Origin of the sequence: Pseudomonas sp. WC2401, assembly GCF_041200115.1 — a bacterium.
Taxonomy (GTDB): domain Bacteria; phylum Pseudomonadota; class Gammaproteobacteria; order Pseudomonadales; family Pseudomonadaceae; genus Aquipseudomonas; species Aquipseudomonas fragi.
On the sequence record NZ_CP165623.1, the window covers coordinates 2,739,083 to 2,764,634 of the forward strand.

29 protein-coding genes are annotated in these 25,552 nt (G+C 59.3%); 26 read left to right on the top strand and 3 right to left on the bottom strand.

Annotated elements, in window-relative coordinates; genetic code table 11:
• The first annotated feature begins 2 nt into the window (after positions 1-2).
• The 9 genes from AB3G35_RS12480 (at position 3) to AB3G35_RS12520 (ending at position 6,303) form a co-directional block, all read left to right on the top strand.
• A complete protein-coding gene (locus tag AB3G35_RS12480) occupies positions 3-209 on the top strand; it encodes a phage head-tail joining protein (protein ID WP_073514850.1) in 207 nt (68 codons plus the stop codon).
• Complete coding sequence (locus AB3G35_RS12485) at positions 209-1,693, top strand: phage portal protein (RefSeq protein WP_340068796.1); 1,485 nt, start codon at positions 209-211, stop codon at positions 1,691-1,693. The genes AB3G35_RS12480 and AB3G35_RS12485 overlap by 1 nt, the downstream gene beginning before the upstream one ends.
• Complete coding sequence (locus tag AB3G35_RS12490) at positions 1,690-2,856, top strand: head maturation protease, ClpP-related (protein WP_095031158.1); 1,167 nt, start codon at positions 1,690-1,692, stop codon at positions 2,854-2,856. The genes AB3G35_RS12485 and AB3G35_RS12490 overlap by 4 nt, the downstream gene beginning before the upstream one ends.
• A complete protein-coding gene (locus AB3G35_RS12495) occupies positions 2,853-3,197 on the top strand; it encodes a head decoration protein (RefSeq protein WP_369781517.1) in 345 nt (114 codons plus the stop codon). The genes AB3G35_RS12490 and AB3G35_RS12495 overlap by 4 nt, the downstream gene beginning before the upstream one ends.
• Before the next feature lie 63 nt (positions 3,198-3,260).
• Positions 3,261-4,256, top strand: coding sequence for a major capsid protein (locus AB3G35_RS12500; protein WP_340068794.1), 996 nt, complete (start codon positions 3,261-3,263; stop codon positions 4,254-4,256).
• A gap of 2 nt (positions 4,257-4,258) precedes the next feature.
• Entirely contained in the window at positions 4,259-4,579 is a 321-nt protein-coding gene (locus AB3G35_RS12505; RefSeq protein WP_369781518.1) for a hypothetical protein, read from the top strand.
• On the top strand, positions 4,576-5,241 hold the full coding sequence (locus tag AB3G35_RS12510) for a hypothetical protein (RefSeq protein ID WP_340068793.1): 666 nt from the start codon (positions 4,576-4,578) through the stop codon (positions 5,239-5,241). Before AB3G35_RS12505 ends, AB3G35_RS12510 begins: the two co-directional genes overlap by 4 nt.
• Positions 5,234-5,725 (top strand): hypothetical protein, encoded by a 492-nt coding sequence (locus tag AB3G35_RS12515; protein WP_340068792.1) that lies wholly within the window; start codon positions 5,234-5,236, stop codon positions 5,723-5,725. Before AB3G35_RS12510 ends, AB3G35_RS12515 begins: the two co-directional genes overlap by 8 nt.
• The gene (locus AB3G35_RS12520; RefSeq protein WP_340068791.1) at positions 5,722-6,303 is read left to right on the top strand and encodes a phage baseplate assembly protein V; all 582 of its coding nucleotides are present in this window, start codon (positions 5,722-5,724) and stop codon (positions 6,301-6,303) included. The genes AB3G35_RS12515 and AB3G35_RS12520 overlap by 4 nt, the downstream gene beginning before the upstream one ends.
• Positions 6,304-6,383: 80 nt before the next feature.
• Here the strand turns inward: AB3G35_RS12520 and AB3G35_RS12525 are convergent, their stop codons facing one another.
• Positions 6,384-7,007, bottom strand: a complete 624-nt coding sequence (locus AB3G35_RS12525; RefSeq protein ID WP_340068800.1) for a flagellar biosynthesis protein — start codon at positions 7,005-7,007, stop codon at positions 6,384-6,386.
• A gap of 210 nt (positions 7,008-7,217) precedes the next feature.
• Between AB3G35_RS12525 and AB3G35_RS12530 the strand changes: the two genes are divergently transcribed.
• The 17 genes from AB3G35_RS12530 to AB3G35_RS12610 all read left to right on the top strand — a co-directional run bounded on the left by AB3G35_RS12530 (position 7,218) and on the right by AB3G35_RS12610 (position 22,281).
• The gene (locus AB3G35_RS12530; protein ID WP_106116649.1) at positions 7,218-7,412 is read left to right on the top strand and encodes a hypothetical protein; all 195 of its coding nucleotides are present in this window, start codon (positions 7,218-7,220) and stop codon (positions 7,410-7,412) included.
• A 3-nt stretch (positions 7,413-7,415) separates the two neighbouring features.
• The gene (locus AB3G35_RS12535) at positions 7,416-7,742 is read left to right on the top strand and encodes a GPW/gp25 family protein (protein WP_134048862.1); all 327 of its coding nucleotides are present in this window, start codon (positions 7,416-7,418) and stop codon (positions 7,740-7,742) included.
• The gene (locus tag AB3G35_RS12540) at positions 7,739-8,629 is read left to right on the top strand and encodes a baseplate J/gp47 family protein (RefSeq protein ID WP_340068790.1); all 891 of its coding nucleotides are present in this window, start codon (positions 7,739-7,741) and stop codon (positions 8,627-8,629) included. Before AB3G35_RS12535 ends, AB3G35_RS12540 begins: the two co-directional genes overlap by 4 nt.
• Entirely contained in the window at positions 8,622-9,260 is a 639-nt protein-coding gene (locus AB3G35_RS12545; protein ID WP_340068789.1) for a phage tail protein I, read from the top strand. The genes AB3G35_RS12540 and AB3G35_RS12545 overlap by 8 nt, the downstream gene beginning before the upstream one ends.
• Positions 9,257-9,784 (top strand): hypothetical protein, encoded by a 528-nt coding sequence (locus AB3G35_RS12550; protein ID WP_369781519.1) that lies wholly within the window; start codon positions 9,257-9,259, stop codon positions 9,782-9,784. Before AB3G35_RS12545 ends, AB3G35_RS12550 begins: the two co-directional genes overlap by 4 nt.
• The gene (locus tag AB3G35_RS12555) at positions 9,765-11,609 is read left to right on the top strand and encodes a hypothetical protein (protein ID WP_369781520.1); all 1,845 of its coding nucleotides are present in this window, start codon (positions 9,765-9,767) and stop codon (positions 11,607-11,609) included. The genes AB3G35_RS12550 and AB3G35_RS12555 overlap by 20 nt, the downstream gene beginning before the upstream one ends.
• Complete coding sequence (locus tag AB3G35_RS12560) at positions 11,602-12,603, top strand: hypothetical protein (RefSeq protein ID WP_369781521.1); 1,002 nt, start codon at positions 11,602-11,604, stop codon at positions 12,601-12,603. Before AB3G35_RS12555 ends, AB3G35_RS12560 begins: the two co-directional genes overlap by 8 nt.
• A gap of 21 nt (positions 12,604-12,624) precedes the next feature.
• Positions 12,625-13,935 (top strand): phage tail protein, encoded by a 1,311-nt coding sequence (locus tag AB3G35_RS12565; protein WP_369781522.1) that lies wholly within the window; start codon positions 12,625-12,627, stop codon positions 13,933-13,935.
• 66 nt (positions 13,936-14,001) lie between these two features.
• On the top strand, positions 14,002-15,165 hold the full coding sequence (locus AB3G35_RS12570) for a phage tail sheath subtilisin-like domain-containing protein (protein ID WP_369781523.1): 1,164 nt from the start codon (positions 14,002-14,004) through the stop codon (positions 15,163-15,165).
• 11 nt (positions 15,166-15,176) lie between these two features.
• Positions 15,177-15,680 carry a phage major tail tube protein gene (locus AB3G35_RS12575; protein ID WP_095031337.1) on the top strand — a complete coding sequence of 168 codons (504 nt, stop codon included), beginning with the start codon at positions 15,177-15,179 and terminating at the stop codon, positions 15,678-15,680.
• A gap of 12 nt (positions 15,681-15,692) precedes the next feature.
• The gene (locus AB3G35_RS12580; protein ID WP_369781524.1) at positions 15,693-16,010 is read left to right on the top strand and encodes a phage tail assembly protein; all 318 of its coding nucleotides are present in this window, start codon (positions 15,693-15,695) and stop codon (positions 16,008-16,010) included.
• A 132-nt stretch (positions 16,011-16,142) separates the two neighbouring features.
• Positions 16,143-18,779, top strand: a complete 2,637-nt coding sequence (locus AB3G35_RS12585) for a phage tail tape measure protein (protein ID WP_369781525.1) — start codon at positions 16,143-16,145, stop codon at positions 18,777-18,779.
• A 9-nt stretch (positions 18,780-18,788) separates the two neighbouring features.
• The gene (locus AB3G35_RS12590) at positions 18,789-19,634 is read left to right on the top strand and encodes a phage tail protein (RefSeq protein ID WP_340068784.1); all 846 of its coding nucleotides are present in this window, start codon (positions 18,789-18,791) and stop codon (positions 19,632-19,634) included.
• Positions 19,609-19,818, top strand: coding sequence for a tail protein X (locus AB3G35_RS12595; RefSeq protein ID WP_169868423.1), 210 nt, complete (start codon positions 19,609-19,611; stop codon positions 19,816-19,818). The genes AB3G35_RS12590 and AB3G35_RS12595 overlap by 26 nt, the downstream gene beginning before the upstream one ends.
• A 67-nt stretch (positions 19,819-19,885) precedes the next feature.
• Entirely contained in the window at positions 19,886-20,923 is a 1,038-nt protein-coding gene (locus AB3G35_RS12600; RefSeq protein ID WP_340068783.1) for a contractile injection system protein, VgrG/Pvc8 family, read from the top strand.
• 324 nt (positions 20,924-21,247) lie between these two features.
• Positions 21,248-21,793 carry a glycoside hydrolase family 19 protein gene (locus AB3G35_RS12605; protein WP_169910126.1) on the top strand — a complete coding sequence of 182 codons (546 nt, stop codon included), beginning with the start codon at positions 21,248-21,250 and terminating at the stop codon, positions 21,791-21,793.
• Positions 21,790-22,281, top strand: coding sequence for a lysis protein (locus AB3G35_RS12610; RefSeq protein WP_150628128.1), 492 nt, complete (start codon positions 21,790-21,792; stop codon positions 22,279-22,281). Before AB3G35_RS12605 ends, AB3G35_RS12610 begins: the two co-directional genes overlap by 4 nt.
• 457 nt (positions 22,282-22,738) lie before the next feature.
• Here AB3G35_RS12610 and AB3G35_RS12615 read toward each other — a convergent pair whose 3' ends face one another.
• Together AB3G35_RS12615 and AB3G35_RS12620 are read right to left on the bottom strand one after the other, a co-directional pair.
• A complete protein-coding gene (locus AB3G35_RS12615) occupies positions 22,739-22,999 on the bottom strand; it encodes a hypothetical protein (protein WP_150628127.1) in 261 nt (86 codons plus the stop codon).
• An 808-nt stretch (positions 23,000-23,807) separates the two neighbouring features.
• Positions 23,808-25,262 (bottom strand): TrkH family potassium uptake protein, encoded by a 1,455-nt coding sequence (locus AB3G35_RS12620; protein WP_340068782.1) that lies wholly within the window; start codon positions 25,260-25,262, stop codon positions 23,808-23,810.
• Positions 25,263-25,552: the final 290 nt, after the last annotated feature.

Genomic DNA, 25,552 nt, shown 5'->3' on the forward strand with positions numbered 1-25,552 from the left:
TTATGTCCTTTACCCAGAAGCACCTCGACGCGGTTGAGGCGGCCATCGCTCGCGGCGAAAAAACCGTGCGCTATGCCGATCGCACCGTGGAGTACCGCACGGTGGATGAGTTGCTCAAAGCCCGGGACCAGATCCGCACTTCGCTGGTCGCGTCCGCCGGGCCACGCTCAAAAGTGGTGAGGCTTTACCACGGAGGCAAGGGAATCTAATGGCACGCCAATATCCAACCCTGACTCGCAACGGCTTTTTGCTGCCGGAGCGGATCAAAGCCAGTTACGAAGGGGCCGGCGAGGGGCGCCGCTCGGCCAGTTGGGACGCCCCCGACATCGGCATCAACAGCATCAATACCCCGGCCTTGCGCAACCTGCGGGCCCGTTCGCGGGCGGCCGTGCGCAATGATCCGTACGCGTTCAACGTCATCGACAAGCGCGTCAGCAACCTGATCGGCACCGGCATCACCCCTCGACCCAAGATCGAGGACGACGCCCTGCGCAAACTGCAGCAAGAGCTGTGGGAGGACTGGGTCGATGAGTCTGACGCCGATGGCCTGACCGACTTCTACGGCCAGCAGGCCTTGATTGCCCGCACCGTAGAAACCGCGGGCGAGTGCTTTGTGCGCCTGCGACCACGGGGCCAGGACGAAAATCTGGCGGTACCGCTGCAGCTCCAGGTACTGGCTCCCGAGTTTGTGCCGCACGACAAGTTTGAACCGACCAAAAACGGCAACAGCATCCGCGCCGGGATCGAGTTCAACCCGGCTCACCAGCGGGTGGCTTACTGGATGTACCGCGTTCACCCGCGTGATGCCTCGTCGTTGAACGCCGGCTACAACCAGTTGGTGCGGGTACCGGCGGCGCAAGTGCTGCATATCTTTGAACCGGTTGAGCCCGGCCAGTTACGCGGGGTGCCGCGTCTAGCACCGGTGCTCAAACGCTTGCGAAGCCTGGACAACTACGACGATGCGGTGCTGTTTCGCCAGGAGGTGGCCAACCTGTTTGCCGGGTTTATCTCTCGACCACCACCTGAGGCCACACAGCAACCCCGTGATCCGGTCACCGGCCAGTTGTTGACTGAAGACCGCGACGGCTTTACCCCGATGGTCGCGTTGGAGCCCGGGACCATGCAGGAATTGGGACCGGGCGAAGAGGTGGAGTTTTCCAAACCACCGGACGCGGGGAACAACTATCCGGACTTTATGCGGCAGCAACTGATGGCCGCCGCGGCCGGTACCGGCACGCCTTACGAAATCCTCACTGGCGATATGCGTGAGGTCAACGACCGGGCGCTGCGGGTGGTCCTCAACGAATTCCGCCGTCGCCTGGAGCAACTGCAATTTGGCGTGTACGTGCATCAGCTGTGTCGCCCAGTGCGCGCTGCCTGGATGGACATGGCTGTGTTGGCCGGTCGCCTGAAACTAGACGATTACGCACAGCGGCGCCGCGAATACCTGCGCACCCGCTGGGTACCGCAGGGCTGGGCCTACATCCAGCCGGTGCAGGACATTCAGGCGCGAATGATGGAGGTCAACGCGGGCTTCAACTCTCGCAGCGAAATGGTCCTGCGTTCGGGTTATGACGCCGAAACCGTCGACGCTGAAAACGCGGCCGATCAGGCCCGTGCCCAAAAGCTCGGCCTCAACTACAAAACACTCGTCGACCAGCCTGAACCGGCCGCTGACAAGGAGACACCATGATCAAGCAGCACCCGCTACGGATTTTCAACAAGGCCGGTGACCCTCCCGCGCCGCAGAGCAAGCACTGGTACAGCCTGAAGGCCAGCGGCGAGGCCGAGGCCCGTAGCATCGAGGTCTATGTCTACGGCGAGATCGGTACTTGGGGCATCACTGCTAACCAGTTTGTCCGCGACTTGGCCGCTTTGGATGATGGTGTGTCGCCAATCGTGGTGGCATTCAACAGCGTCGGCGGTGACCTGTTTGACGGCCTGGCCATTCACAACGCGCTGTCGCGACTGGGCGAGCGTTGCACCGGCCGGGTTGATGCGCTGGCAGCCAGCGCGGCCAGTGTCGCGGTGTGTGGCGCGCACCGCGTCGTAATCGCGTCCAACGCCATGCTGATGATCCACAACCCATGGACCTACGCGGCAGGCGATGCCGAAGATTTGCGCAAGGTTGCTACGGCACTGGATCAGGCGATGGAAGCCATCATCGCCGCCTATAAGGCCAAGGCACCCGACATCGACGAGGTTGAGCTCCGGCGCATGGTCAATGCTGAAACTTGGCTCACGGCCAGCGAAGCGGTGGCCTTGGGCTTGGCCGACGAAGTGGGCGAGGGCGTCACTGTCAAAGCCTGCCTTGGGCAAGGTGGTGCATTGCAGCGATATCAGCACGCCCCGCAGGCATTACTGGCCCAACTGGAGGAACCGCCCGAGCCGGAGCCAGCCCCAGAACCAACCCCTGAGCCCATGCCACCTGAGCCCGAAAAACCTCCCATTGTTGACTCGGCCAAGCTGGCCTTGTTGATCACCAAAAGTTGCACTGCGGCCGGGATCAGCAACCTGATCGAACCACTGATCAGCAGCACAAAGCTGACCAATGAGGCCACGGTCAACGCCGCACTGACTAATGCCAAGGCCGTGCGCGACCTGTGCGTTGCTGCGCGTTTGCCGGAGTTCACCCAGGAGTTTGTCGCGGCCGGGCTCAGTGCTGAAGCCGTGCGCGGCCGCCTGTTCGACAAGCTGGTCAGTGGTGGTGGTTTTGAAATCGACAACAGCCTGCCGATCGGCGATGACCCTGTGCCGAAAATTCAGGCCAAACAACCCGATCCACCCTCGATCTGGGCGGCGCGTCAGTCGGCACAGAGTGGGCAATCTAAATCTGCAAAAGGTACGAGAGCATGACGATTCAATACGAACAGCGCCACGCCGGTGAGTTCCTCTTGTCCGAGGGGGCCGGCAACATCTCGCGTGAAGCGATCAACGTTGCGGCCGGGGCTGCGCTTGAGCCTGGCCAGATTCTGGGCCTGACTACTGCGACAGGCGAGTTTGCGCCGTATAAACCGACTGCGGAGGACGGCACTGAAAACGCTGTCGCTATTCTTTATGGTCCGCTGGGTGAGTCGGATGTCGTGCGTCGCGGTCGCGCCGTGGTGCGCTTGGCCGAGGTCAGTGAAGTGCACCTGACCGGCCTTGATCCTGCTGCTGAAAAGGCACTGGCTGCCCACTTTCTGATTGTTCGCTAAAGCGAGCATCCCCGTTTACCCGTCCCGCCAAGTGCGGGATTTTTCATTTCTGGAGAGTACCTCATGGCCGATATCGCCATTTTTGAAGACGATGCGTTTAGTGTTTCGTCGTTGACCGCTGCACTCAATGATCAGGAATATTTGCCGGGTCGCATCAGCAGCCTCGGCCTGTTCCGTGAAGAAGGCATCACCACCCTGACCGTTCAGATCGAAAAGGATGGCGACACCCTAGCACTGGTGCCCGCGGGTGAGCGCGGGACTTCCGGCCTGGTGGTCGCCGGTACCAAGCGTCATATGATCCCTTTCAACACCGTGCATTTGCCGGAACGTTTCACCATCAAGGCGGACGAGATTCAGGGCATCCGTGCCTTCGGTACCCGCAGTGAACTGCAAGCCGTGCAGGACGTGGTCAACAGACGCCTGTCCAAAGCCCGCCGTCAGTTGGATGCGACCCACGAATTTCAGCGCATGGGTGCCTTGAACGGCCAAATTCTGGATGCCGATGGCAAGACGGTCCTGCTCGATCTTTACAAGACCTTTGGCGTCACGCGTAAAAAACAGTCGATGGGCCTCAACGACCAGGCAACGGAGTTGCGTGTGCGTTGCTCCGATGCCCTGGATCTGCAGGAGGATGCGCTGGGTAACATCACCAGTACCGGCTCTCGCGCATTCTGCGGCAAGAATTTCTGGAACAAGTTGGTCACGCACAAATCGGTCAAGGAAACCTACCTCAACACCATGCAGGCGGCGTCCCTGCGCGGCGATGCCCGTGAGAGTTTTGAATTCGGCGGCATCGTCTGGGAACGTTATCGCGGTAAGGTCGCGGGCGTGTCGTTCATCCATGACGACAAGGCGCTGTTGATCCCTGAGGGCGTTCCTGATCTGTACATCTCCGTGTTCGCCCCGGCCGACTACATGGAAACGGTCAACACCCAGGGCATTCCGTACTACAGCAAGATCGAGCCGCTGCCATTCAACAAGGGTATGGCCGGCGAAGCCCAGTCCAACCCGCTGCACATGTGCACACGTCCCCTGGCGCAGATCCTGTTGGAGCTGTGACCGTGGGCATTCGTGATCTGGTGGCCGATATCGACAGCGTGATTTTTGATGTGCTGGGTGATAGCGTGCGCATCGAAGGTCGCGCCGAGCCGGTGCTGGGGATGTTCTCGGCACCGTGGAAACAGCCGCAGATTGGACGTCTCAATACCGGCCTGCGCGAGCCGCACTTTGTGGTGCGGGTCGCGGATTCGGATGGCCTGAGCAAAGGACTACTGGTCACCATCGACTTGCCCGATCTGGACGGAGGTGGTGACTACGACCTGCTGCAGCTGGAGCCCAGCGGCGATGGCCTGGTATCCCTGATCTTGAGGAAACGCGCATGAGCATTGGCAGCTTTAGTGAGAACAGGGCCAATAGCGGGATGTTCAATATTCAGGTCTCGGCCGAGGATATGAAAGCGTTTGCGGAACTGGCCACCCAGATACCCAAAGCCGCTGCCAACGCGCAACGTCGTGCAATTAACAAAACCTTGGGCTGGCTCAGTACCCATATCGCCCGGGCCGTGGGTAAGCAGGAGCGGATCGCAGTGAAGGCGGTGCGGCAGCGTTTGCGCAGCTACCCGATCGCCGGCGGCGCGATGCGCGGCAAGCTCTGGTTCGGTATCAACCCGCTGGAGGCCAGCCGGGCAGGGCGGCCACGGCAGACCAAGGCCGGTGTGTCGGTGGGTAGTCGTCGCTATCGCGGCGCCTTCTACAAAAAGGTGTACGGCAAGCAGGCCGATATCTGGATTCGTACCGCCAGTAAACACTTCGCACGGGCCGATTACCCGGACAGCGAAGTCACTTCGCAGACCGGGGCCAGCTCCGGTTTTGTGGGTGAGAACAGCGATCGTTTCCCATTGGCCAAGGCCAAGATTTCACTGGACTCGGTACGGCCACATTTTGAAGCCTGGAGCCGCAAGGCCGATGAGCGTCTGCTGCAGATCCTCCGACAAGAAATGAACTTTGAGCTGCAGAAATACCTGAAGGGGACGCGCCGTGTCTGAGCAGCCGTTTAGCCTCGACCTGTTGTATCAAACGATCGAGCAGCACCTGCAGGAGAAACTGTCAGGTGTTCAGTTGGTCCGTTTCTGGCCTGACATCGAGCAGCACATCCCGCTGCCGGCCGTGTTTCTCGATATCGCCGAGATTGAGCCCGGTACCGATATCGGCACCGGGGAAAGCACACTGAACGTCACCTTTGAAGCGCGGGTGATTGTTGACGTGATCCGCGACCAGCATTACCAGCAGGCCATTCACCTGGCCACGCAACTGGCGGTGTTGTTGCGTACTCAGACGTGGGGCTTGGCGGTAGAGCCTGCTGAGTTCAAGCGTTCAACCCAGGACTGGACCCGTCCGGAGCTGGACGGCTACACGGTGTGGCTGGTGGAGTGGAGCCAGACGATTTACCTAGGTGAAACGGAATGGCCGTGGCCCGATGAGAAGCCCGGTTCGCTGGTGTTCAACGTGGGCGGTGAGGTAGACCCATGAGCCATGCCCTTGCCGAGCACGACCGCATGATCGCCGGGGTGGTCAAGAGTTGCTATGTGGTTGCTCTGGATCTGACGGTCAGGCCGCCCGTGTGCCGGGTATCGGATGGTGAGTGGGTCAGTGCCTGGGTGCGCTGGCACAGTCAGGCGGCGGGCAGGGCGCGGCACTGGCGGGTGCCCAGTATGGGCGAGCAGGGCGCTTTGCTCAGCCCGAGCGGTGACGTGTCACAAGGCACCTTTGTGCCGGGCTTGTTTGGCGAAGCCGGACCCGCCCCGGATAACCGCGATCACGTCGAGCGCTGGCTGTTCGATGATGGCGGGTCGCTGACTTACGACTGGCAGGCCCACAGTTACAGCATTGAGCTGCCGTCAGGCTCGGTGGATATCAAGGTTGGTAGTTCATCAGCCGCCGTTACTGATAGCGCCGTGGTGGTGACGTCCGGAGCGATCGCGCTCGATGGTGATGTGACTATCTACGGTGAAGTGCTAATCAACGGCGGGCTGCGCGTTATGGGGGATATCAACAGTGGCGGGGCAATTATCGACACCAGTGGCAACACGGCTAACCATAAACATTGAGTGACCGAATACATCAATGATCAACCGAGGGGCTGGTACTTGAAATAGACGGTCACTGAACTGTGGTGCTCAGGAGCCCCTTAAAGCTGCTTCAGGGTTTCCTGGGTAATGGCTTCTAGTCCGGCTTCGGTGATGGTCTTCCAGTCGGTATCAGTGGCCACTTTCACCTTTTCGCTGACCAGCGTTTTCAAGGTGTGTTCAGGCATACCAAGCGCTTTTATCTGAAGAAACGACTTGTTGCGCAGTACTTTGTCGAGCACCCCCTCCGTCATGGACCATGACCAGAATTCAATGATTTGTACTTTGACTTCACGGACATCAGGGGCACCAGGAGCGCTAACCACCTCATAGCCTGCTTGCTGATAAGCGCTGGCTACGGCATCACCTACCAGCTCTGAAACGGTACGGCCCTTGGGCAGCAGCACGTCGCCGATGGCCATATTGTAGTTATTGCGTTTACGAGCAATCGCCCTCTCGGTAATCGACTTGTCGTCGATCTCGTCGTACTTCAGTGAAGGTATGTCGAAGCTGGTAGGTTTGATCTGAAAAACTCGATCATCAACTGCGCTGATATAAACCTTCTTGCCATTGCTGGGGGCAGGTGTCTGAGTCTTGCCGGGCGGCAAAACATCCACTTCTGCCCTGTTGGTAGCGCAACCGGCTAACAGTACCAATGCCGCAACGGCCAAAATTCTGCGAACCATCATCGTTACTCCCTTTTATATTTGGCCTTTATAGGCTTGTCCAAAAGCTGGCCGAAAAAGAGTGTAGAAGACAAAACGCAGCTCAACCGCCTGGTTGACTTGCGCGTTTGAGAGAGTGAACAGCACGAAAGCAATCGGCTCTGACCATAGCCTTTTGGTCGTTATCCCTTAACCCGCATATCGCGGGTATTTTTTTGCCTGGAGGAAACGATGACCAGCAAACCCGTCTCGATCGACAAACCTGTCAGCCCGGTCGTTTACCGCGACCGGGCCTTTATTTCTCGCGTCCTGGTGATGCCCAAAGGTCGAACGCTGCATGTCAGTGCTCATCGCGTCGAGGGTGTAGATGCCGAAGCGCAGGCCTTTCTCGATAAACACCCTGATTTAGAGCGCCTGCCGGAGTAGCCCATGATCGGAATGGACCGCCACACCGGGCAGCCTATCTCGGGCCTTGATCACCTGCTGCAGTCCATTGAAGACATTTTGACCACGCCTCTGGGGTCGCGGTTGATGCGTCCCGAGTACGGCAGCTCGATCCGCCGCTTTGTCGACTTGCCCGTTTCCGAGGGCTGGAAAAGCGCGGTACAGGCCGAAGCAGCCCGCGCCCTGAAACGCTGGGAGCCGCGTCTGGAGCTGACCCGGGTTCAAGTCGTGTCCGTGCTGAGCGGGCGTATCACCTTTCGCCTGTCGGGCACCTTTCTGGGCGACAGCAAGCTATTGGATGTGACCGTATGAGTACTCTGGACCTGTCCCGCTTGCCGGCGCCGATCGTGCTGGAGCCGCTGGATTTTGAGGCGCTGTATCAAGAGGCTCTGACCGACTTTCGCGCCTTGATGGGCAACAACTGGTCGGCACCGATAGAGTCCGAGCCGGTGGTCAAGCTGCTGGAAAAACGCGCCTACGACAAGATGATGGAACGGGCGCGGATCAATGACGCGGCCAAGGCGCTGCTGTTGGCGTTTGCCCGGGGCAGCGACGTGGACCATCTGGCGGCCAACTACAACGTCAAGCGCCTGACCGTGGTCGAGGCTGATCCCGCTGCCGTGCCGCCGATCGAGGTGCAATACGAGTCGGACGACTCTCTGGTCGAGCGCACGTTGCTGGCCTTTGAGGGCATGTCGATCGCGGGGCCCCGGGATGCTTATGTGTTTCATGCGCTGTCGGCGGACGGCCGAGTGGCGGATGCCCGGGCCAGCAGCCCGAGCCCGGCCACGGTGCTGGTCAGCATCCTGAGCCGCCTGGGTGATGGCAAGGCCCCGGCGGACTTGCTGGAAAAGGTGCGGGTCGCGCTCAGTGATGAGGACGTGCGCCCCGTGGGTGATCGCCTTCTGGTGCGGTCGGCCGAGCTGGTCGACTACAAGATTGAGGCGGTGTTGTACCTGTACCCGGGCCCGGAAATGGAGCTGAGTCTGGCCGAGGCCAACGCCTCACTGGAGCGCTATGTGAACACGCAGCGCCGTCTGGGGCGGGATATCCGCAAATCAGCCATCCATGCCGCGCTGCATGTGTCCCGGGTGCAGCGGGTCGAGCTGATTCACCCGGCGGCGGATGTGGTGGTGCTGGATACGCAAGCGGCCAACTGCATCAAGGCCAGCGTGGTAATCGGTGGCACGGATGAGTGATTCCAGCTTGTTACCAAGCAATCGCTCACGGCTGGAACAGGCGCTTGCCGAGCTTTCAGCGGGAGACCTGGGGCTAGCCAACGTGCTGCGCCAAGTCCACTCGGTCGAGAACTGCCCGGCGGCACTGCTGCCGTGGCTGGCTATCCAGCGCAGTGTCGATCGCTGGGACCCGGAATGGTCCGAAACGATCAAGCGCAAGGTGGTCAAGGATGCGTTTGAAGTCCACAAGCGCAAGGGCACCGTGGGCGCATTGCGCCGGGTGGTCGAGCCGTTCGCGGACATTCTGGATATCACCGAGTGGCACGAGCTGGAGCCGATGGGCGAACCGGGCACGTTCACCATGAGTCTGGCCCTGTTCGACAGTGGCCTGAGCGACACGGCCATTGCCGAGCTGGAACGGATGATCAGCGACACCAAGCCGGTCAGCCGGCATCTGGTGGGGCTGAGCATCACCTTTAGCCCGGACGGCACCTACTACATCGGCGCCGGTATTTCTTCGGGTGACGAGGTAACTATTTCATCACCTGAGCTGTGGTCGGACGACCTCGATCTGATCAATCTGGAGCTGTCGGCCAACGACCTCTATTACTTCTCCAACTTCGCCTTACCGGGCCTGATGAGGGTTACATGAGCGAGCTTACCGACCGCCAACGCGCTGCCATTGAGAAGTTTGAAGCGGCGGCGCAAGTGGCCAGCGACATCGTCAACAAACCCGCAGGCACCAGTGTCGAGACCGGTTCTGGGCCTTCGCCCACGCTCCTGGCACTGGCCAAGATGATCACCGACTTGACTGGCGGCCTGTTGCTGCCGCGCAAGAAAAAGATCCAGTCCGCAGGCGCCGCTCTGGCTCTGGACGTGGCCTACACCAACGGCGTGTCGTTCTTCGACGTGACGTTGGATAAGCCGCAATGTCTGCTCACTTTTCTCAATACCGATGTACCGGCGGGCTACACATGGTCGTTTACCGTGCGCCTGCGTCAGGGCACCGGGGCGAATAAGGTCACATTTCCGGCCAGTGTTCACTGGTCGAGTAAGCGTTCGCCGGTGTTGGCCTACGAGGCGGGTGCCTCAGACGTGCTGACATTTATGTCAGACGGTAACGGTTGGTTGGGCTTTTTTGATGGGAGTTGGTTCGATGCATCTGTCTCCGCTTAACAGCCGTCGCCCGGCCAGCCAGCAAACCGGTTTGAACAATGCACTGAGCATGATCGAAGGCCATCACCGTTTTCTGCGCAATAACACTGGCGACACCGACGACGCCACGCTGCAGCATTACGCGCAGAACCTGCAGGGGGTGCTGGCCAACAATCGGCACTTTATTGCCCATTCGCAAATGGAGTACCAGCCCAACGGTGACGGTACGACCGAGGGGCAGGCGCTGCACATCCTCGGCTATGCCCATGCCTATCTGGCGACCAAGGACCAGCGCTATCTGGACGCGGCGGTGTGGCACTGGGAGGCTTACGAGGCGTATTTCTACGCGGGCCAGCCAATCCCTGACACGGCACAGCGGCGCATTGCCAACTGGATCGTCAATTCCAAAGAGCCGGTGCTGGCCAACTGGCCGATTGATGCTGCCGAGCCCACTCACAGCGGGTTCAAGGGCGTGCCGTTTGAGTTCACCAGCGGCGCGCTGTCGATTCCCCACGGGGCGCCGCACTGGGGCGAGTATCTGGACAAGGCGACCTTTGCCTTTGACGGCGCATTGGCCTGGGAGGCGATCAACGCCACGGTGCAGGCGGTCAAGGAAGACGGCTCGATTGACTGGGACAAGACGGGCAGCCAGTTCGATGTGGACTGGATCATCGCGTGGACCGGGCAAAAGATTAACGCCGATGGTGACGTGCTTTCCGAAGGCCACCCGCTGGAAGAACGCGGGCAGGTCCAGCTCAAAAGTACGGCGGTTAACGGGGAGCACAAGCTGAACTACGCCACCCGTCAGCCGGTGGAGCACGGTGGCTACCTGATCCCGCGTAACGCGGTACAGCACAACCGGCCGTTGCATGTGCCGTTGCTGGGCAGCGTCAACCAGATGGGCAACGCGGCCGATGGTGAACAGTGGTACATGGACGCCTGTTACATGCTCTGGCGGATCACCGGCGAGAGCCGCTACAAGAAGGCGATGGATGCGTGCCGCTTTACCGCCCATGAGTACACGCAGATTGACTCTAGCGACCGCTTTTTCCGGCAAAGCCGCACCGAGTTGACGCCCTACACGGACGGCATTGCCTACCAGTTCAGTTATCCGAGCGATGCAGATCCGGTGATCAACCGCGACTCAATGGGTTACATCACCGTGGATTGCGCCGAGGCGGCGCAAGTGTCCCTGGAGCAGCAGGCGGTGTGGTTTCGGATCAGCAAGGACTCACTGGTGCGCACCTGTTACGGCGGCGTGGACACCTTCAATGCGCCGCTCAATGCCAAGGTCGAGCTGGTGGTGTCGCCCAGCAAGGTCGAGGGCAGTGGGATCAAGTACAGCTGTGCGCTGCCCAAGTCGGTGTCCAACATCGAAGTGGTCGCGCACGATATCCCGCTGAGCAGCTTTACCCGGCTGAGCAAGGATGACGGCTCTGAGTACATCATGGCCGACCTGCGGGCGGTTTCGCACTCGGACGATATCGTGTCTGAGGAAGGCTACGAGCCGGGGATTTTTGAAGGGCGCGGCGGCAACGTGGTCAGCTCGCTTTTCCCCACCGATGACGGCTGGTACAGCGTCGGACACTGGTTGTTGCCGACCGGAAAGGCGCCGCTGCAGAGCATCACCTACCGCGCTGACGGTAATTTCAATCTGCGCATTGTCGATGCTGACGGGGTGGCGGTGGTGGTGGATGTTGCCGGCAACGGCGGGTGCCTGGGTCACGTTGGTGATCCGGCCCGAGGACGCCACGCTGTCGGGCTACCAGCCCGGGGCGGCAGATCGTCCCGAGCCGGCGGCGCCGGTATACAACGAGGTCGAAGGCTTTTCAATCCTGATGGATGACAGCTCAGACACCAATCTGACGTTCTCGTATTACTGCATCAATGACGTGCCCCCGGCCTTTGCGGCCGAGGATGGCTACACCCTGAACTATCGGCTGACGGTCAAGGGGCAGGCCAAGTTCCGGGCGCTGGTGGGGGATTGCACCATCCTGCAGTACCGTGACGATTCGTTGGCGTACTGCCCCGGGGTGATCCCGTTTTCCAATATCTACGCCGAGGGCACCGATCAGATCGGCGCATGGCACGGCATGCCGTACCCGGGTTATCAGTACCCGCTGATTTACTGCATCGACCCGCTCAATGAATACGGGCCCCGGCTCAATCAGATGGTCGAGTTTCTGTACGACTCGCAGCAGTGGTACGCGCAGAAGTTCGGCCAGTTGGGCCCGGGCGCATCGGCCTATGTGTGGAACCGTTGGGATAACTACAAGTACGGCAAGCCGGATACCTGGACCATGTACCACTGGGGCAACGGCACGGCGTGGAGCGGCTACCAGCCCCGGGCAATGATGGGCGCGTGCCGGGCGTGGTACGAGCTGGCCAGCCAAGGCAAAGCGGTGCCGACAAAGCTCAAGGCCTACGCGGAAAACTGGCTGAGCTGGCTGGTCCAGTTTGTTAAAGCCTCGGGCGGCATCCTGCCCACGGACTTTCCCATGACCGGCACGGCCAAGCCGATGGCGGATGACTTCACCGGCCATATGACCGGGCTGTGGCTGGCCGGTGCCTGTCTGGCGGGGTTAGCGGGCAGTCAGGTGGCGGGGCTGGACGGTTTGATCGAGGCCTGTGTGACCGAGCTGCAAACTCACTATGTGGTCACGCCAGTGCCGGGCCAGCCCATGAACGGTTGTTGGTCGCCGGCGGTGCGACTGGGCACGGATAACGGCATGTTCTTCGGCTTTTGGGCTGGGGAGATTCTGCGCGGCCTGGGCCTGTACATCCTGTACCGCAACCTTGGCCCCGGGGCGAACATCTACGGCGCTTCCATGCCGCTGTAACTCACTCAATTAGGCACATTCATGGCAGAGCAAAACACGTTGTATATCGCCATGCTGACGGATGTTGGCGCGGCGCAGCAGGCCAAGGCAATCGCAAGCGGCACGCCTTGGAACATCACCCACATGGGCGTCGGCGATGGTAATGGCGTCACACCGATCCCGTCGAAGCTGCAGAAAAAGCTGATCAACGAAAACGTGCGCCTCAAGCTCAACCGCCTGACGGTGCGGGCCGATCGGCCGGTGATCAGCGCCGAGTTGATCCTGCCGTCCGATATCGGTGGTTGGTGGGTGCGTGAGGTCGGCTTGTATGACTCCACCGGCGCACTGGTGGCGGTGGCCAGCTACCCACCGACCTACAAGCCGACACTGGCTCAGGGCACCGGGCGCACCCAGGGCATTCGCCTGCAGATTCTGGTCAGCAGCACGGCCAACATCACCATTCAGGATGATCCGACGCTGGTTACGGCGACCCTTTCGACCGTGCGTGAAGAAATCACCAAGGGCAATGCCAGCTCGGCAAACAAGCTGTATGCCGGCCGGTTTCTGAACTACACCGGCGCGGTGACCGGGCAGGGCTTTTTCGACGGCAGCGGCGATATCAATATCCCGATGACCCTGGCCGATTCAGGCGTGCTGGCGGGGACTTACAGCAAGGTCACGGTCAATGCCAAGGGGCTTGTGACTGGCGCGCAATCGCTGGTTCAGGGGGATATTCCGGCGCTGGATGCCGGCAAGATCACCAGCGGCACCTTGAGTCGGCCGACTTCGGCCAACGCCGGTACCGCGACCAAGCTGCAGACCGGCCGGACGTTGACCTTCAGCGGCGCCGCTACGGGGCAGGGCTGGTTCGACGGCAGTGGCGACCTCAACATTAATCTTGCCTTGGCCGCGCTGGATGCCGGCAAGTTGGTGAGCGGTATTGTGCCGGTGGTACGCGGGGGTACTGGCGGCAGCAACCCGGCCGAAGCCCGGGCAGGTATTGGCGCGGGTGTGCCGTCGAGCCTGTATCACGACCCGGCGGGTTACTGGTGGGATAAAGACACCGGATTTTTTGTGCAGTGGGGCAACCGATATGTGGGTGATTTGCCCGGTGGCATGTTGAGTTTGAAGGTGACGTTCCCTTTTGCGTTTGATACCAAGCCTTTCATTGTGATCCCGGTCATTACTCAGCATCCCGGCGGTTATGTTTCGTCCGCGTCAGTGACCTGTGCCGTGAATGAACAAAACACAACGGCCACGGACTGCCTGCTTAGCTTCACTGAATATACCGCTCTGGTTCAGGCCTTCGGCTTTCGCTGGCTTGCCGTCGGGTATCGCGTCACCCCGATGTAAACACAGGTTTCAACGCAGTACCGCAACCGCCTACAGGGCGGTTTTTTCGTTTTTATGGAGAACATCATGAGTCTTACCGACTTCTTTCACGGCATCACCGTGTCGCTGGTCGAGACCGGCGCCCGCACCATCGCGCTGCCCTCGTCGTCGATCATTGGCCTTGTCGATACCTTTACCCCGGGTCTGGGTCTGGTGGAGTCCAACGTGCCCACCCTGTTGACCCGTGAGAGCGAAGCGGTGGCCGCGTTCGGTGCCGACTCGGCCATTACCCGGGCGTGCAAGGCGATTTTTAACCAGTCGGCGGCCGCGATCGTGGCCGTGGGGGTGCCGGCAGATACCGAAGCGGCAGTGTTGACCAGTGCCGTGATTGGCGGCGTCTCGGCTGATGGCACGCGTACCGGCCTGCAGGCGCTGCTGGACGGCAAGAGCCTGTTCAACCTGCAGCCGCGGCTGGTTATTGCGCCCAAGCACAGCGCCACGGAAGCGGTGGCCACCGCGATGGACGTGCTGGCCGGCAAGCTGAAAGCCATCGGCATTATCGACGGGCCAAACACCACCGATGAGGCCGCAACTGCCTACGCTGAAAAGTTCGGTTCCAAGCGCCTGTATATGGTTGATCCGGCGGTCAAGCAGTGGAGCACAACGCTCAACGGTGACGTGTCGGTGCCGGGCTCTGCGATCGCTGCAGGCCTGTTCGCGCAGACCGATTCGCGCTTTGGTTTCTGGTCGTCGCCGTCGAACAAGGAAATTGTCGGCATCACCGGCACGGTGCGCCCGGTCGAGTACCTGGACGGCGACAAGACCTGCCGCGCCAACCTGCTCAACGGCGCCAATATCACCACCATCATCCGAGACGGCGGCTACCGCTTGTGGGGCAACCGCACGCTGTCGAGTGATGCCAAGTGGGCCTTTGTCACCCGCGTGCGAACCACCGACATGGTCATGGAAGCCATTCAGACGGGCATGAAATGGGCGGTCGATCAGGGCATTACCAAGACTTACGTTAAGGACGTCACTGAGACGATCAACGCGTTTATGCGTGACCTGAAGGCGCAGGGCGCGGTGATTAACTTTGAGGTCTACCCCGACCTTGAGAAGACCACGGCCACGCAGATCGAGCAGGGCAAGGTGTACTGGACCATCCGCTTTACCGATGTTCCGCCGGCGGAAAACCCGATTTTCCAAGTTGAAGTCACTAACCAGTGGCTGACCGAAGTTCTGGAAGCCTAAGGAGGCGTTCAATGATTCCGCAAACCCTGTTTAACACCAACATGTTTATCGGTGGCCAAAGCCTGCAGGGCGACGTCCCGAGCCTGAGCCTGCCCAAGGTTACGGTAAAAACCGAGGAATATCGCGGCGGCGGTATGGACGCCTCGGTGGCGATGGACATGGGCCTGGAGAAGCTGGAGGCCAGCTTTGCCACCAACGGCGTGCGCCGTGAGGTGCTGAAGTACTTCGGCGCCTTTGACCAGACCGGTTTCAACGCGTCGTTTCGCGGTGCCTTCAAGGGCCAGAAAGGCGCGACCACCGGCGTGGTGGCCACCTTGCGTGGCGGCCTGCGTGAAGTCGACCCGGGCGAGTGGTCGGCCGGTTCCAAGGCCGAGTTCAAGTACGCCGTGGACGTCACCTACTACAAGCTCGAAATCGACGGGCGTGTGATGTTTGAAATCGATCCGATCAACTGCGTGCGCGTCATTGATGGCGTGGACCAACTCGCTGATGTGCGTAACGCCCTGGGCCTTTAAGGAGCAATGACCATGACCACTACCCAAAAACTGCCGAGCTGGCTGGAACTGACTGAAGAGGGCGCCACCATCACCTTGCGCAAAGCAGTCGAAATCAACCAGATCAAGGTTAACCGGGTCAGCCTGCGCGCACCCACCGTCAGGGACGTGCAGCAGGCCACCGTCCAGTCCGGCGGTGACGCCGAGAGACGCGAGCTGATTCTGTTCGCATCCCTGACTGAGGCGGGAGACAAGGATATCGCTGGCATGACAGTGGTGGACTACAACCGCTTGCAGGCCGGCTATTTTCGCTTGGTCGAAGATGATGAACCTTACCCCTACAACGATTAAAGCGGCGGCCAAGCATCTGGCCCGGGAGTTTCACTTCTCGGCCAGTGAGATCGAGGCCATGCCGTTTAACCGCATGCTGTGGTGGCTCACGGATTGAGCCACCCCCTCCGTTACGCGTAACAGGGCATTCCTATGGCAAACAAAATGGCGCTCGGTCTGGTGATCGGCGGGGCCGTCAGCTCGACCGTGGGCGCTGCTTTTAAAGACGTTGAAAGCCGCGTCAAAAAGCTCACTGAGCAGGGCAAAAAAGCCCGGGTACTGCAGAGCACCATTGGCGAAACCATGCGCCTGCGTGATGAATGGGTTAAGGCACACGCTGCAGGTGACAGGGGCGCCACTGCGTTAGGCAAGCGGCTGGAAAAAAACCTTGGTGTGTTGCGTCAAGAAGGCGTTGAGGTCAGCCGGCTGGCCAAGGAGTACGACCGCCTGGGGCGTGCCGGGCGCAGCGCCGAACTGAAGGCCAAAGGCTTTGGCCAGATCGATCAGGGCAAGCAGCAGGTACGCGCCGGTGTGGCGCGGGGGGTAGTAGCCACCGGCATGGTGGCCGTTACGGCCAAGGTCAGTGCCGATTATCAGGCGATTATCCGGGACATTGCGATCAAGGCCGGGGTGGCCCGATCGGCGCAAGAGGCCGATATGTCGCGCAGCATCATCGCGACGTCGAACGATATCGGCATGGGCCGCAACGAAGTGGCCGATGTGGTCAATGAGTTGGTCGGCGCTGGTATGGAGCTGAAGCAGGCGATGGAATTTGCGCCGGTGGCGGCCAAGTTCGTCGTGGGTCAGGGCTCCAGCGGCGTCGATACGGCGAAGATGATTCAGGCGCTGCAGAGTAACGCCAACATCACCGACCCCAAGGTGCTGGAAAAGGCGCTGGAGGCAGTGGCTTTCCAAGGTCAGGCGGGCAGCTTTGAAGCCAGCGACATGGCGCGCTGGTTCCCGCAACTGCTGGCAGGCATGCAGAAACAGGGCATCACCGGCATGGACGCCGTGACGCAACTGGGCTCGATGCTGCAGGTGCAAATGAAAACCGCCGGCACGGCTGACGAGGCGGCCAACAACCTCAAGAACTGGATTGAAAAAATCGGTTCCGGGGAGGTGGTCAAGGCGTACAGCAAGGCTGGCATTGATTATCAGGGCTCGCTCAACACCGGTATTCAAGGTGGCCAGTCCACGCTGGAGGCGAGCTTTGCGCTGGCCAAGCGTTACATCGAAGCTACTGACCCGAAGAAAGCCGCCAAGATGGCCGAGGCCACGGCCCAGATCAGCAAGGAAGCCGACCCGGAAAAAGCTAAGGCCATGCTCAGTAGCCTGGAGCAGGCCCTGCGCACCGGCGATATCTTTGCGGACATGCAGGTCAAGTCAGCGCTGACGGCCTATGTGCAGAACAAGGCGCTTTACGAGCAGCTTAAAAACGATGCGGCCAGCGCCTCGGGCATCCTCGACAAGAACCTGGCTGAGCGCCGCGACACCTCGTCTCAAAAATGGGCCGAGATGTTTCAGGCGGGCAACGACGCGATGCGCAGCGTGGGTGACGCCATTCGGCCGGTCACGGATGCGGTGGCCACCGGGCTGACAACGGTGGTCAAGGGCATCACCAAACTGTCGGATGAGTCGCCCAAGCTGGTGATGGGTCTGACGGCGCTGGCCACCGGGGCGAGTGTTGTCACCAGTCTGCTGGGTGCGTTCAAAATCGGCCGGGGGCTGGTCAATCTGGCCCGGGGCAGATTGGGCGGCGGGGGCGGTGCAGGTCGTGCCGGTGTGCAGTCGGTCTTTGTCACCAATGCCAAGGAGGCATTGGGTGGCGGTGACGATGATGGGGACGGCAAGGGGGGCGCGGTCAAGTCGCTGGTCTCGGCAGGCCTCAATGCATTGCTCGGTCGCAAGGATGAAGCGCCGGAGGGTGAGGGCGCTGCAGATACCAAACTGGACCCGGTAGAAACCGGCCTCAAGCTGCTCGATGTCATCCGTGAAGCCAAGGGCGGAGACGATGAGGCCGGGCCTGACCACACGCAGAAGGTCTTTGTGGTCAACGTCCGGGAAATCGGCGGCGGTGGCCCGGGTGGTGGCGGTCGTGGCGGCCGCCGATCGCGGCGCCGGGGGCCACCCCGTCCGCCGGCACCACCACTCGTGCCGCCGCGTTTGGGCGCTCGGTTGATGAGCGCCGTGGGCACTATCAGTAATGCGGGGAAAGCCATCCCTGCCGGCTCGCTATTTGAGGCCGGTATCAAGGCCTTCGACACCTACACTACGGCCAAGACCGCCCAAGAGAAAGCCGAAGGCTACGGCGGTGCTGCCGGTGGCTTGGCTGGGTCAGTAGCCGGTGCAGCTGCCGGCGCCGCGATCGGCTCCGTGGTGCCGATCATTGGCACGGCGATGGGCGGTCTGGTCGGCGCGTTCCTGGGGGGCATGGGCGGCGATGCCGTGGGCGGCATGTTTGGCAAGTCGTCGTTTGCCAAGTCGCTGTTTGGCAACGATGCAGAGCCAGGTGATGTAGTGCGCTCGATGAACGCGAAGACGGGCAGCCCGCAAGCACCGTCGCCGCTGATGCTTAAGACCGAAACCAAGCCCGCGCCGATCGATCAGAAATTCACTTTCGCCCCACATATGCCCATCACCATTGAGGGTGATGTGAAAGACCCCGACGAGCTGATGCGCAAACTGCAACCCATGATGCAGGGTCAGTTGAATGACTTCGCCCGGCAGATGGAAGACAACGCCCGCCGGGCCAATGACCGCAAGTTATACGACGCCCCACATACCGGGTAAGGAGGTGATATGGCCTATATGGAACAGATGCAAAGCACGGTCAGTTACCTGGCCACGGCCGGTGAGGCGGGGCGGCGAAGTCTGGACGGGATGATGGGGCCGGTAAATGGCGCAATCAGTGAAATGACCGGTGCGGCCTCGGAATTGGAGACCCTGCCGGTCATTGGCCCAATGGTTGGGGAAAAGCTGCAGCGGGTTATGCGCGGTATCAGTGCCGCACAGGCGAAGGTGGGCGCGGTGGTGGCGGTCTACAACCAAGCCACCCGCGCAGCCTCGCAGATCGAGCAGCGGTTGGAGGTTCTGGGTGAGCAGGCAACTCGGGCAAAGAACGCGATTAACCAGATTGCCGGCAAGATCAATCCCGCACTGGGTAACATCCTGCCGACCAGCATTTTTGCGACTGATACCACGCCGGCGGTGGAAGCGGTGAAGCCATTCCCTCACTTGCTGATCCTGCAGCCGCACAAGCACGAAGCGCCGCCGTACTACTTCAACCTGGACACGGCGGCCTTTGAAGAACTGAACCGCCAGAGCGGCTTTCGCTGGGCCTCGCAAGAGCGCCTGATGCGTCGGCCGTCACAGCAGGCGGTGGGCATGGGTGACGACAAAATCACCCTCAAGGGTTCGATCTTTCCCGGGCACCGGGGCGGCCTCAAGCAACTGGATACCCTGCGCAGCATCGGCGGGATGATGGTGCCGCTGGGCCTGACCACGGGCTATGGCTACGTCCTGGGGGATTGGTGCCTGACCTCGATCACCGAGGATCAGAGCGCGTTCCTGCAGGGCGGAATCCCCCGCAAGCAGGGCTTTAGTCTGGAGTTTGTCCGTTATGGCGAAGACCTGCAGAACGCTTGAAGGCGACAAGCTCTACACCATCTGCCACAACGCCTATGGCCACCTCAACGGCAGCGTGGAGGCGGTGCTGGAGGCCAACCCCGGGCTGGCCACCGAGCCAGAGCCGTATCGCGGCGGTGTGCTGATCGTGCTGCCGGACTTGGCGCTGGCCAGCGATGAGCAGGCCGTGCAGCTCTGGAGCTGATCGTTACGCGTAACGCGCCTTAAAACCTGAGCCTCGCCATGTGCGGGGCTTTTTGTTGGAGTTAGATATGACGCCCGTTTTCCGCATCGTTGCCGATGGCAGCGATATCACCCGCATGATCAACGACCGGCTGTTGCTGCTGCGCACCTCGGACAAACCCGGGATGGAGTCGGACGAGTTTGAGTTGCGCATTGATGACCGCGACAGCGCCGTGACGTTGCCGTCTCGCGGTGCCAGCATCGAAATCTATCTGGGCTATGCCGGGTCTACCTTGTCCCGGGAGGGTCGCTATGTGGTTGATGAGGTCGAAGTCTCCGGCCCTCCGGACACGCTGGTGATACGCGGCAAAGCCAGCGACATGCGCGGCAGCGGTAAGACCACCCGTAGCGGTAGCTGGGAGGGCGACACCCTGGCCACCATCGTCAGCGGCGTGGCGCGGCGTAACGGCTGGGAGCCGGCCTGCACGGTGGCCACGATCGTGCCCCGGGCTGACCAGTTGGGGGAATCAGACTTCAATTTCATTACCCGGCTGGCTCGGCAGCACGACTGCACGGCCAAGGTCGCGGACGGCAAGCTGATCGTCATGCCGCGTCAGGGCGGTGTCACGGCCAGCGGCAAGACACTGGGCGTCGTCACCATCAACAAAACGGACGTCAGCCGCTACAGCTTTCGGCTGGGCGATCGCTCGGCCCACAAGGCCGTCAGCACCAAGTATCAGGACAAGGCCACCGGCAAACTGGCGGTGGTGAATCTGAATAACGACGACGCCCCGGACGGCTTGCCGCCGGTGCATACCGATCGGCATATCCACCCGAACAAGACCGCCGCCGAGCAGGCCGCCAAGGCGCGTTTGGCCGCGTTCAACCGCTCCACGGCCGGTGTACGGCTGGAAATGCCCGGGCGCTCTGATCTATTCGCAGAACGGATGATCAATGCACAGGGGTTCAAGGACGGGCTCGATGGCGAGTATCTGGTGGACTCCAAGGAGCAGGTCTTCACCCAGTCCGGTTGGTCGACGACGATCGATTGCAACGCCGGCAAGAAGGGCAAGGCCAATGTCAAAGGCAAAAAGCCCGAGAAAACTCTAAAAATCGTGCAGCTCTAACCCGACGACCTACACATCTTGGACTATTTCAAGGCGGTGATAAGCCCACTCGTCAGCGGTGAATATGGATTTTTCGCTGAGTTAACTTGCTAGGAAAAGTCCCCGTATCGCCTCGAACTGCATACAGAGTCGCTCTGTAGATTGCAGTCAATCGAGAGCAGTGTAGGCCACGTATCTTGCGATACGCCCACATCCATCCACGTTTAGAGGCTGTACTCATGTCGTTGCTTCCGGATAATGATTTTGGGAGTTGAAGAAATATCAAATAGCCACTAACGAATGGTATAGCTCTAAATATTAAGTATTTGTAAAAAAGGGGACCTTATGCCTATTTCAAAGCAGCAATTGCTGCATATTCTTCCTAACGCCGGCCAGTCAGCCGGCGTTTTTGTTCCTGCGTTAAACACGGCAATGGTGCGTTATCAGATCGTAGGCACATTGCGCCAGGCAGCTTTTATCGCCCAGGTCGGACATGAAAGCGGTCAGTTCCGTTATGTGCGCGAACTGGGAGGCGAACAGTACCTGAGCAAGTACGACACCGGCTCACTTGCCAAACGCTTGGGCAACACGCCAGAAGCTGATGGTGACGGCCAAAAGTATTGCGGTCGTGGCCTGATCCAGATCACCGGGCGGGCCAACTACTTGGCGTGCGGCGAAGCACTGGGCCTTGACCTGATTAAGCAGCCTGAACTTCTGGAGGTACCTCAGTACGCCTGCATGTCAGCGGCATGGTTTTGGGCAACCAAGGGCCTGAACACGCTTGCTGACGCTGGCCAGTTCGACAAGATCACTCAGCGCATCAACGGTGGCCAGAATGGTGCTGCCGATCGGCAGGCATTGTATGCCCGGTCGCTCAAGGTGTTGGCATGAGTTCGGTTCGCTGGCTAGTGCTTGCGCTGCTGGCCATTGCTTGTTTTGCCACATGGAAAGTGGACACCTGGCGGTACGGGAAACAAGTGGCAGAACTGAGCGCGACACATCATGCCGACCTAACTGCTATTTCCAACGCTGCAGCCGCTCAGGCGCGCCAGGCGCTGGAGAAGCAGCAGGCCACGCAGAAGGCCCTGACCGAACTCGACGCCAAAGCAACCAAGGAGATGACAAATGCACTCGCTGAAAATGAAAGGCTGCACGCTGATGTTGCCGCTGGTGATCGCCGGCTGCGCATCGCAGGGCGCTTTAGTGCCAGTAGCGGCAATCTGTTCGATGCCACCAGCACCGCCCGCTTGGATGATGGTGGAGCCGTCGAATTCGCTGGTGCTGCTGGACGAACTGTTCTCGATATCAGGGCAGGTATCATTAAAGACCGAGCAGCCTTGAAGGGGTTGCAGGAGTATGTGCTGAGGGTGTGTCGTTAAGATCGCGCAGGCTCGGTCGCATTTCATGTACGCTGCAGTGAGCTAAGCTCCAACTATAGGTAAAAGCGTTGTGCTCAGAAAAGTAATGATCATGATCATGGACATGGGCTTCATCAGGATTTCAGTTTTGCTAATGTCTCTCTGGATCGTCACCGTATCATTGATCGTGTACACGATAGCTCAATAGTCAGAAAGCAAAGCCCCGGAGTTTCGCGGCTCCAGGGCTTCTATTTTCGCCTCCATCCCTTAATGTCTGGCGAACGTGGAGCAGAGACTACCAGCGATGTATGGATTGTTCACTACCGCGATAGGTGGGTTGTGTTCGGTCGGCAGGACGCCAAAGGAGGGTGGTTATAGTTTCAACGCTTAGGCGCGCGATCTATATTTGCGTGACAGTCGCCGGCAGTTTTTTACTAAGACAGGCGATTCATGGTGTCTTCGTTTAGATCTTTACTGATCACGGCATCAGCGCCATGGTTCGTGCTTGGGCTACTGCCTCTATCACCTGATAAATCCTAAATATATCTGCCTGTCTCAGGGCGTTGACCGCTTCTAAAGCCTCTACAAAGCTTTCGGCCTTTTCAGTAGCCAAGTAAATCTGCTGGGTGTCGGTGGCTTGTTCTATTGCGTCCAACCGCTTGTACAGACCAGCTAGAACTTGGTCTGGCATGTTCATGCTGGAGAAAGGATCTATGGCGAAGCCAGAGCGCGCGTTCATACTGATACGACGCCAGTTTGGGCACCCACTGCAACAGCTTCGTCCAGAAAAGTTGCAGCTAGGCAATGTGAAAGCCCTCCTTGCCTAGCTAATGAATTGAGCCAACCGGCCAATCGTATAGTGCTGCGAGCTTGCTGTAAGCCCACTGCATGCATGTGCTGGAATAGTTGCGTTTGAAGAGCAACTGGGGATATAGACACTACTTGCGGGTTCAAGTTAGTGGCTATTCGTTCGGCCAGTTGTGCAGTGTTAATTGATACGATGCGTAACTCGCGTAGACAGTGTTCGTATGACGGCGTGACGGGTAACGGCATAAAAAACCTCCTACAGAATAATTAACTGGTAGGCCTTAAATTAGCAGAAGGCACGTGTCATGTCAGTCTAGATGCGAGTGGATTCTTAGGCCAACCCAGAAGGGCAGTAATGCAGGGAGGGTGAACGCATAGTGCTGTATTTTTTTGAGAGGTATACCGGGGCGTTGATAATAATGCGGCGGGAGATCGTTAATCAAGGTAAAGCATCGCGAGGCGCCGATGCAGTGAGTGCGAGATGCAATTCAATGATTTAATTCGATTTTTGGAAGTAAGTAAGCATGGGGTGCTAGTGTCAGAGCCAGCGGTTCCTATGGCCCAATATCCAGATTCGCCCCAAAACAGCCCTTCGCAAAGGGCTGCGTTCGGCCAATAGCGGTCAGTTGTGACTTTGTCTTCACCGCGTTTTTAAAATTCAACATTGTCGCTGGCGAGATTAGGCAAGTCAGCGGCAGGCCATTCGCCTGCCACCCAGTCTTAGAGCTCTACAAAGTGGGTCAATATCTCCAGAAAGCGGGAGTTACGAGTACTAACACCGTCAGAATTTCCAGTCTCCCCAGAAGCATTCCAACGGTAAGCAGCCATTTAGCGGCATCAGGTAATGATGAGAAGTTACCAGCTGGCCCAATGATCGTGCCAATCCCGGGCCCTACGTTACAAACAGCAGTAGCGGCACCGCTCAACGCGGTTGTCCAGTCAAGGCCAATGAGAGCCAGGCCCAAGGCGATGGCGGCAATAGTGATCGTAAAGAAGAACGAGAAGGTCAACAGCGAGCGCACGATCTCTTCATCGATGGGATGACCGTTGTACTTCTTCTGAATCACGGCTCGAGGATGGATCAACTGCTTCAAACTACTGACCAGTAGAGCGGCCGCCACCTGAAAACGGAAGATTTTGAGACCGCCTGCAGTGGAGCCTGAGCATCCACCGACGAAAGTCAGATAGAAAAACAGCAAGACGGCGAAGCTGCCCCACAAGGTGTAGTCGCCAACCGCAATTCCGGTGGTCGTAACGACCGAGGTCACATTGACTGCCACGATACGAAACGCATCCCACCATCCGTAATCGCTGTGAAAACACAGCCAGGTACCCACAGCCAGCGAAGTGACGAGCAAAAACCCGATAAATCCGCGTACCTGGTGATCCTTGATCAGCGCACGCCGATTGCCCCGCAATGTCGCGACGTACAAGGTGAATGGCAGGCTGCCCAGAATCATGATAGTTACGGCTACCCAGTGAATCGCTGGTTGCGTCCAATGTCCAAGTGAGGAATCTGAGGTGGAGAATCCACCGGTGGAGATCAACGACATCGCGTGGTTGATGGCTTCAAACGGCGTCATTCCAGCGAGCCAAAGCGCCAAAGCTCCGATGCCAGTTAGCCCCAGATAGAGAAGCAGGATGTACTTGGCTGCCATATGGGAGCGCGGGGTCACTTTCTCTGACCAGTCTGAAGACTCTGTCTGGAACAGACGCATACCACCCACTCGCAACAATGGAAGAATCGCCACGGCCATGCCAATAAAACCAATGCCGCCCAACCAATGCAGCATTGAGCGCCAAATCAACAAGCCGGGAGAAGCGGTATCCAACCCGGTGAGTACCGTCGAGCCGGTGGTTGTGATGCCAGACATCGTTTCAAAAAACGCGTTGGTGTAGCTGATATCGCTTATGAACACCATGGGCAACGCTGCGAAAGTGCAAACAATCATCCAACTGCTCGTAGTCAGCAGGTACATATCCCTCGGAAGAAGCTGACCAACATCCGGGCGCCCCCGCACAGTCAATAGAAGGCCACAGATAAAGGTAATGAAACTCGACCAGAGAAAGGCCGACAGCTCATCGCTCCGCTCGTAAGCCACCAAAGTGATCATGGGAATAGCCATGCTTATTGCCAGCGTTATCAAAAAAATGCCTACGATGAAGCCGATAAGCCGAATTGCTGCGAGGGACATAACAGAGCATTCCAAATTTGTACCGCGAAGTATTAGATACCCGACCCCAAGGCCCCGTAAATTTTACGTAAAATTTCTACAGGCAATTCCTTACGTTGCGTACGTCAGAGGGTTTCCAATGAGTCTATCGTGTTCACAGACGAACAACGGTACTTCGCCAAGGCATGCAGAAACGAAGTGCAGCTTTGGGTCGGTTGCAGCCCTTGGTGACAGGCTGAAATCGGCCAAAAGTGGCCCCTCGGATATGTCTACGACATCAAGGGGCAATCCAATCGTACTTCGCTTTCATA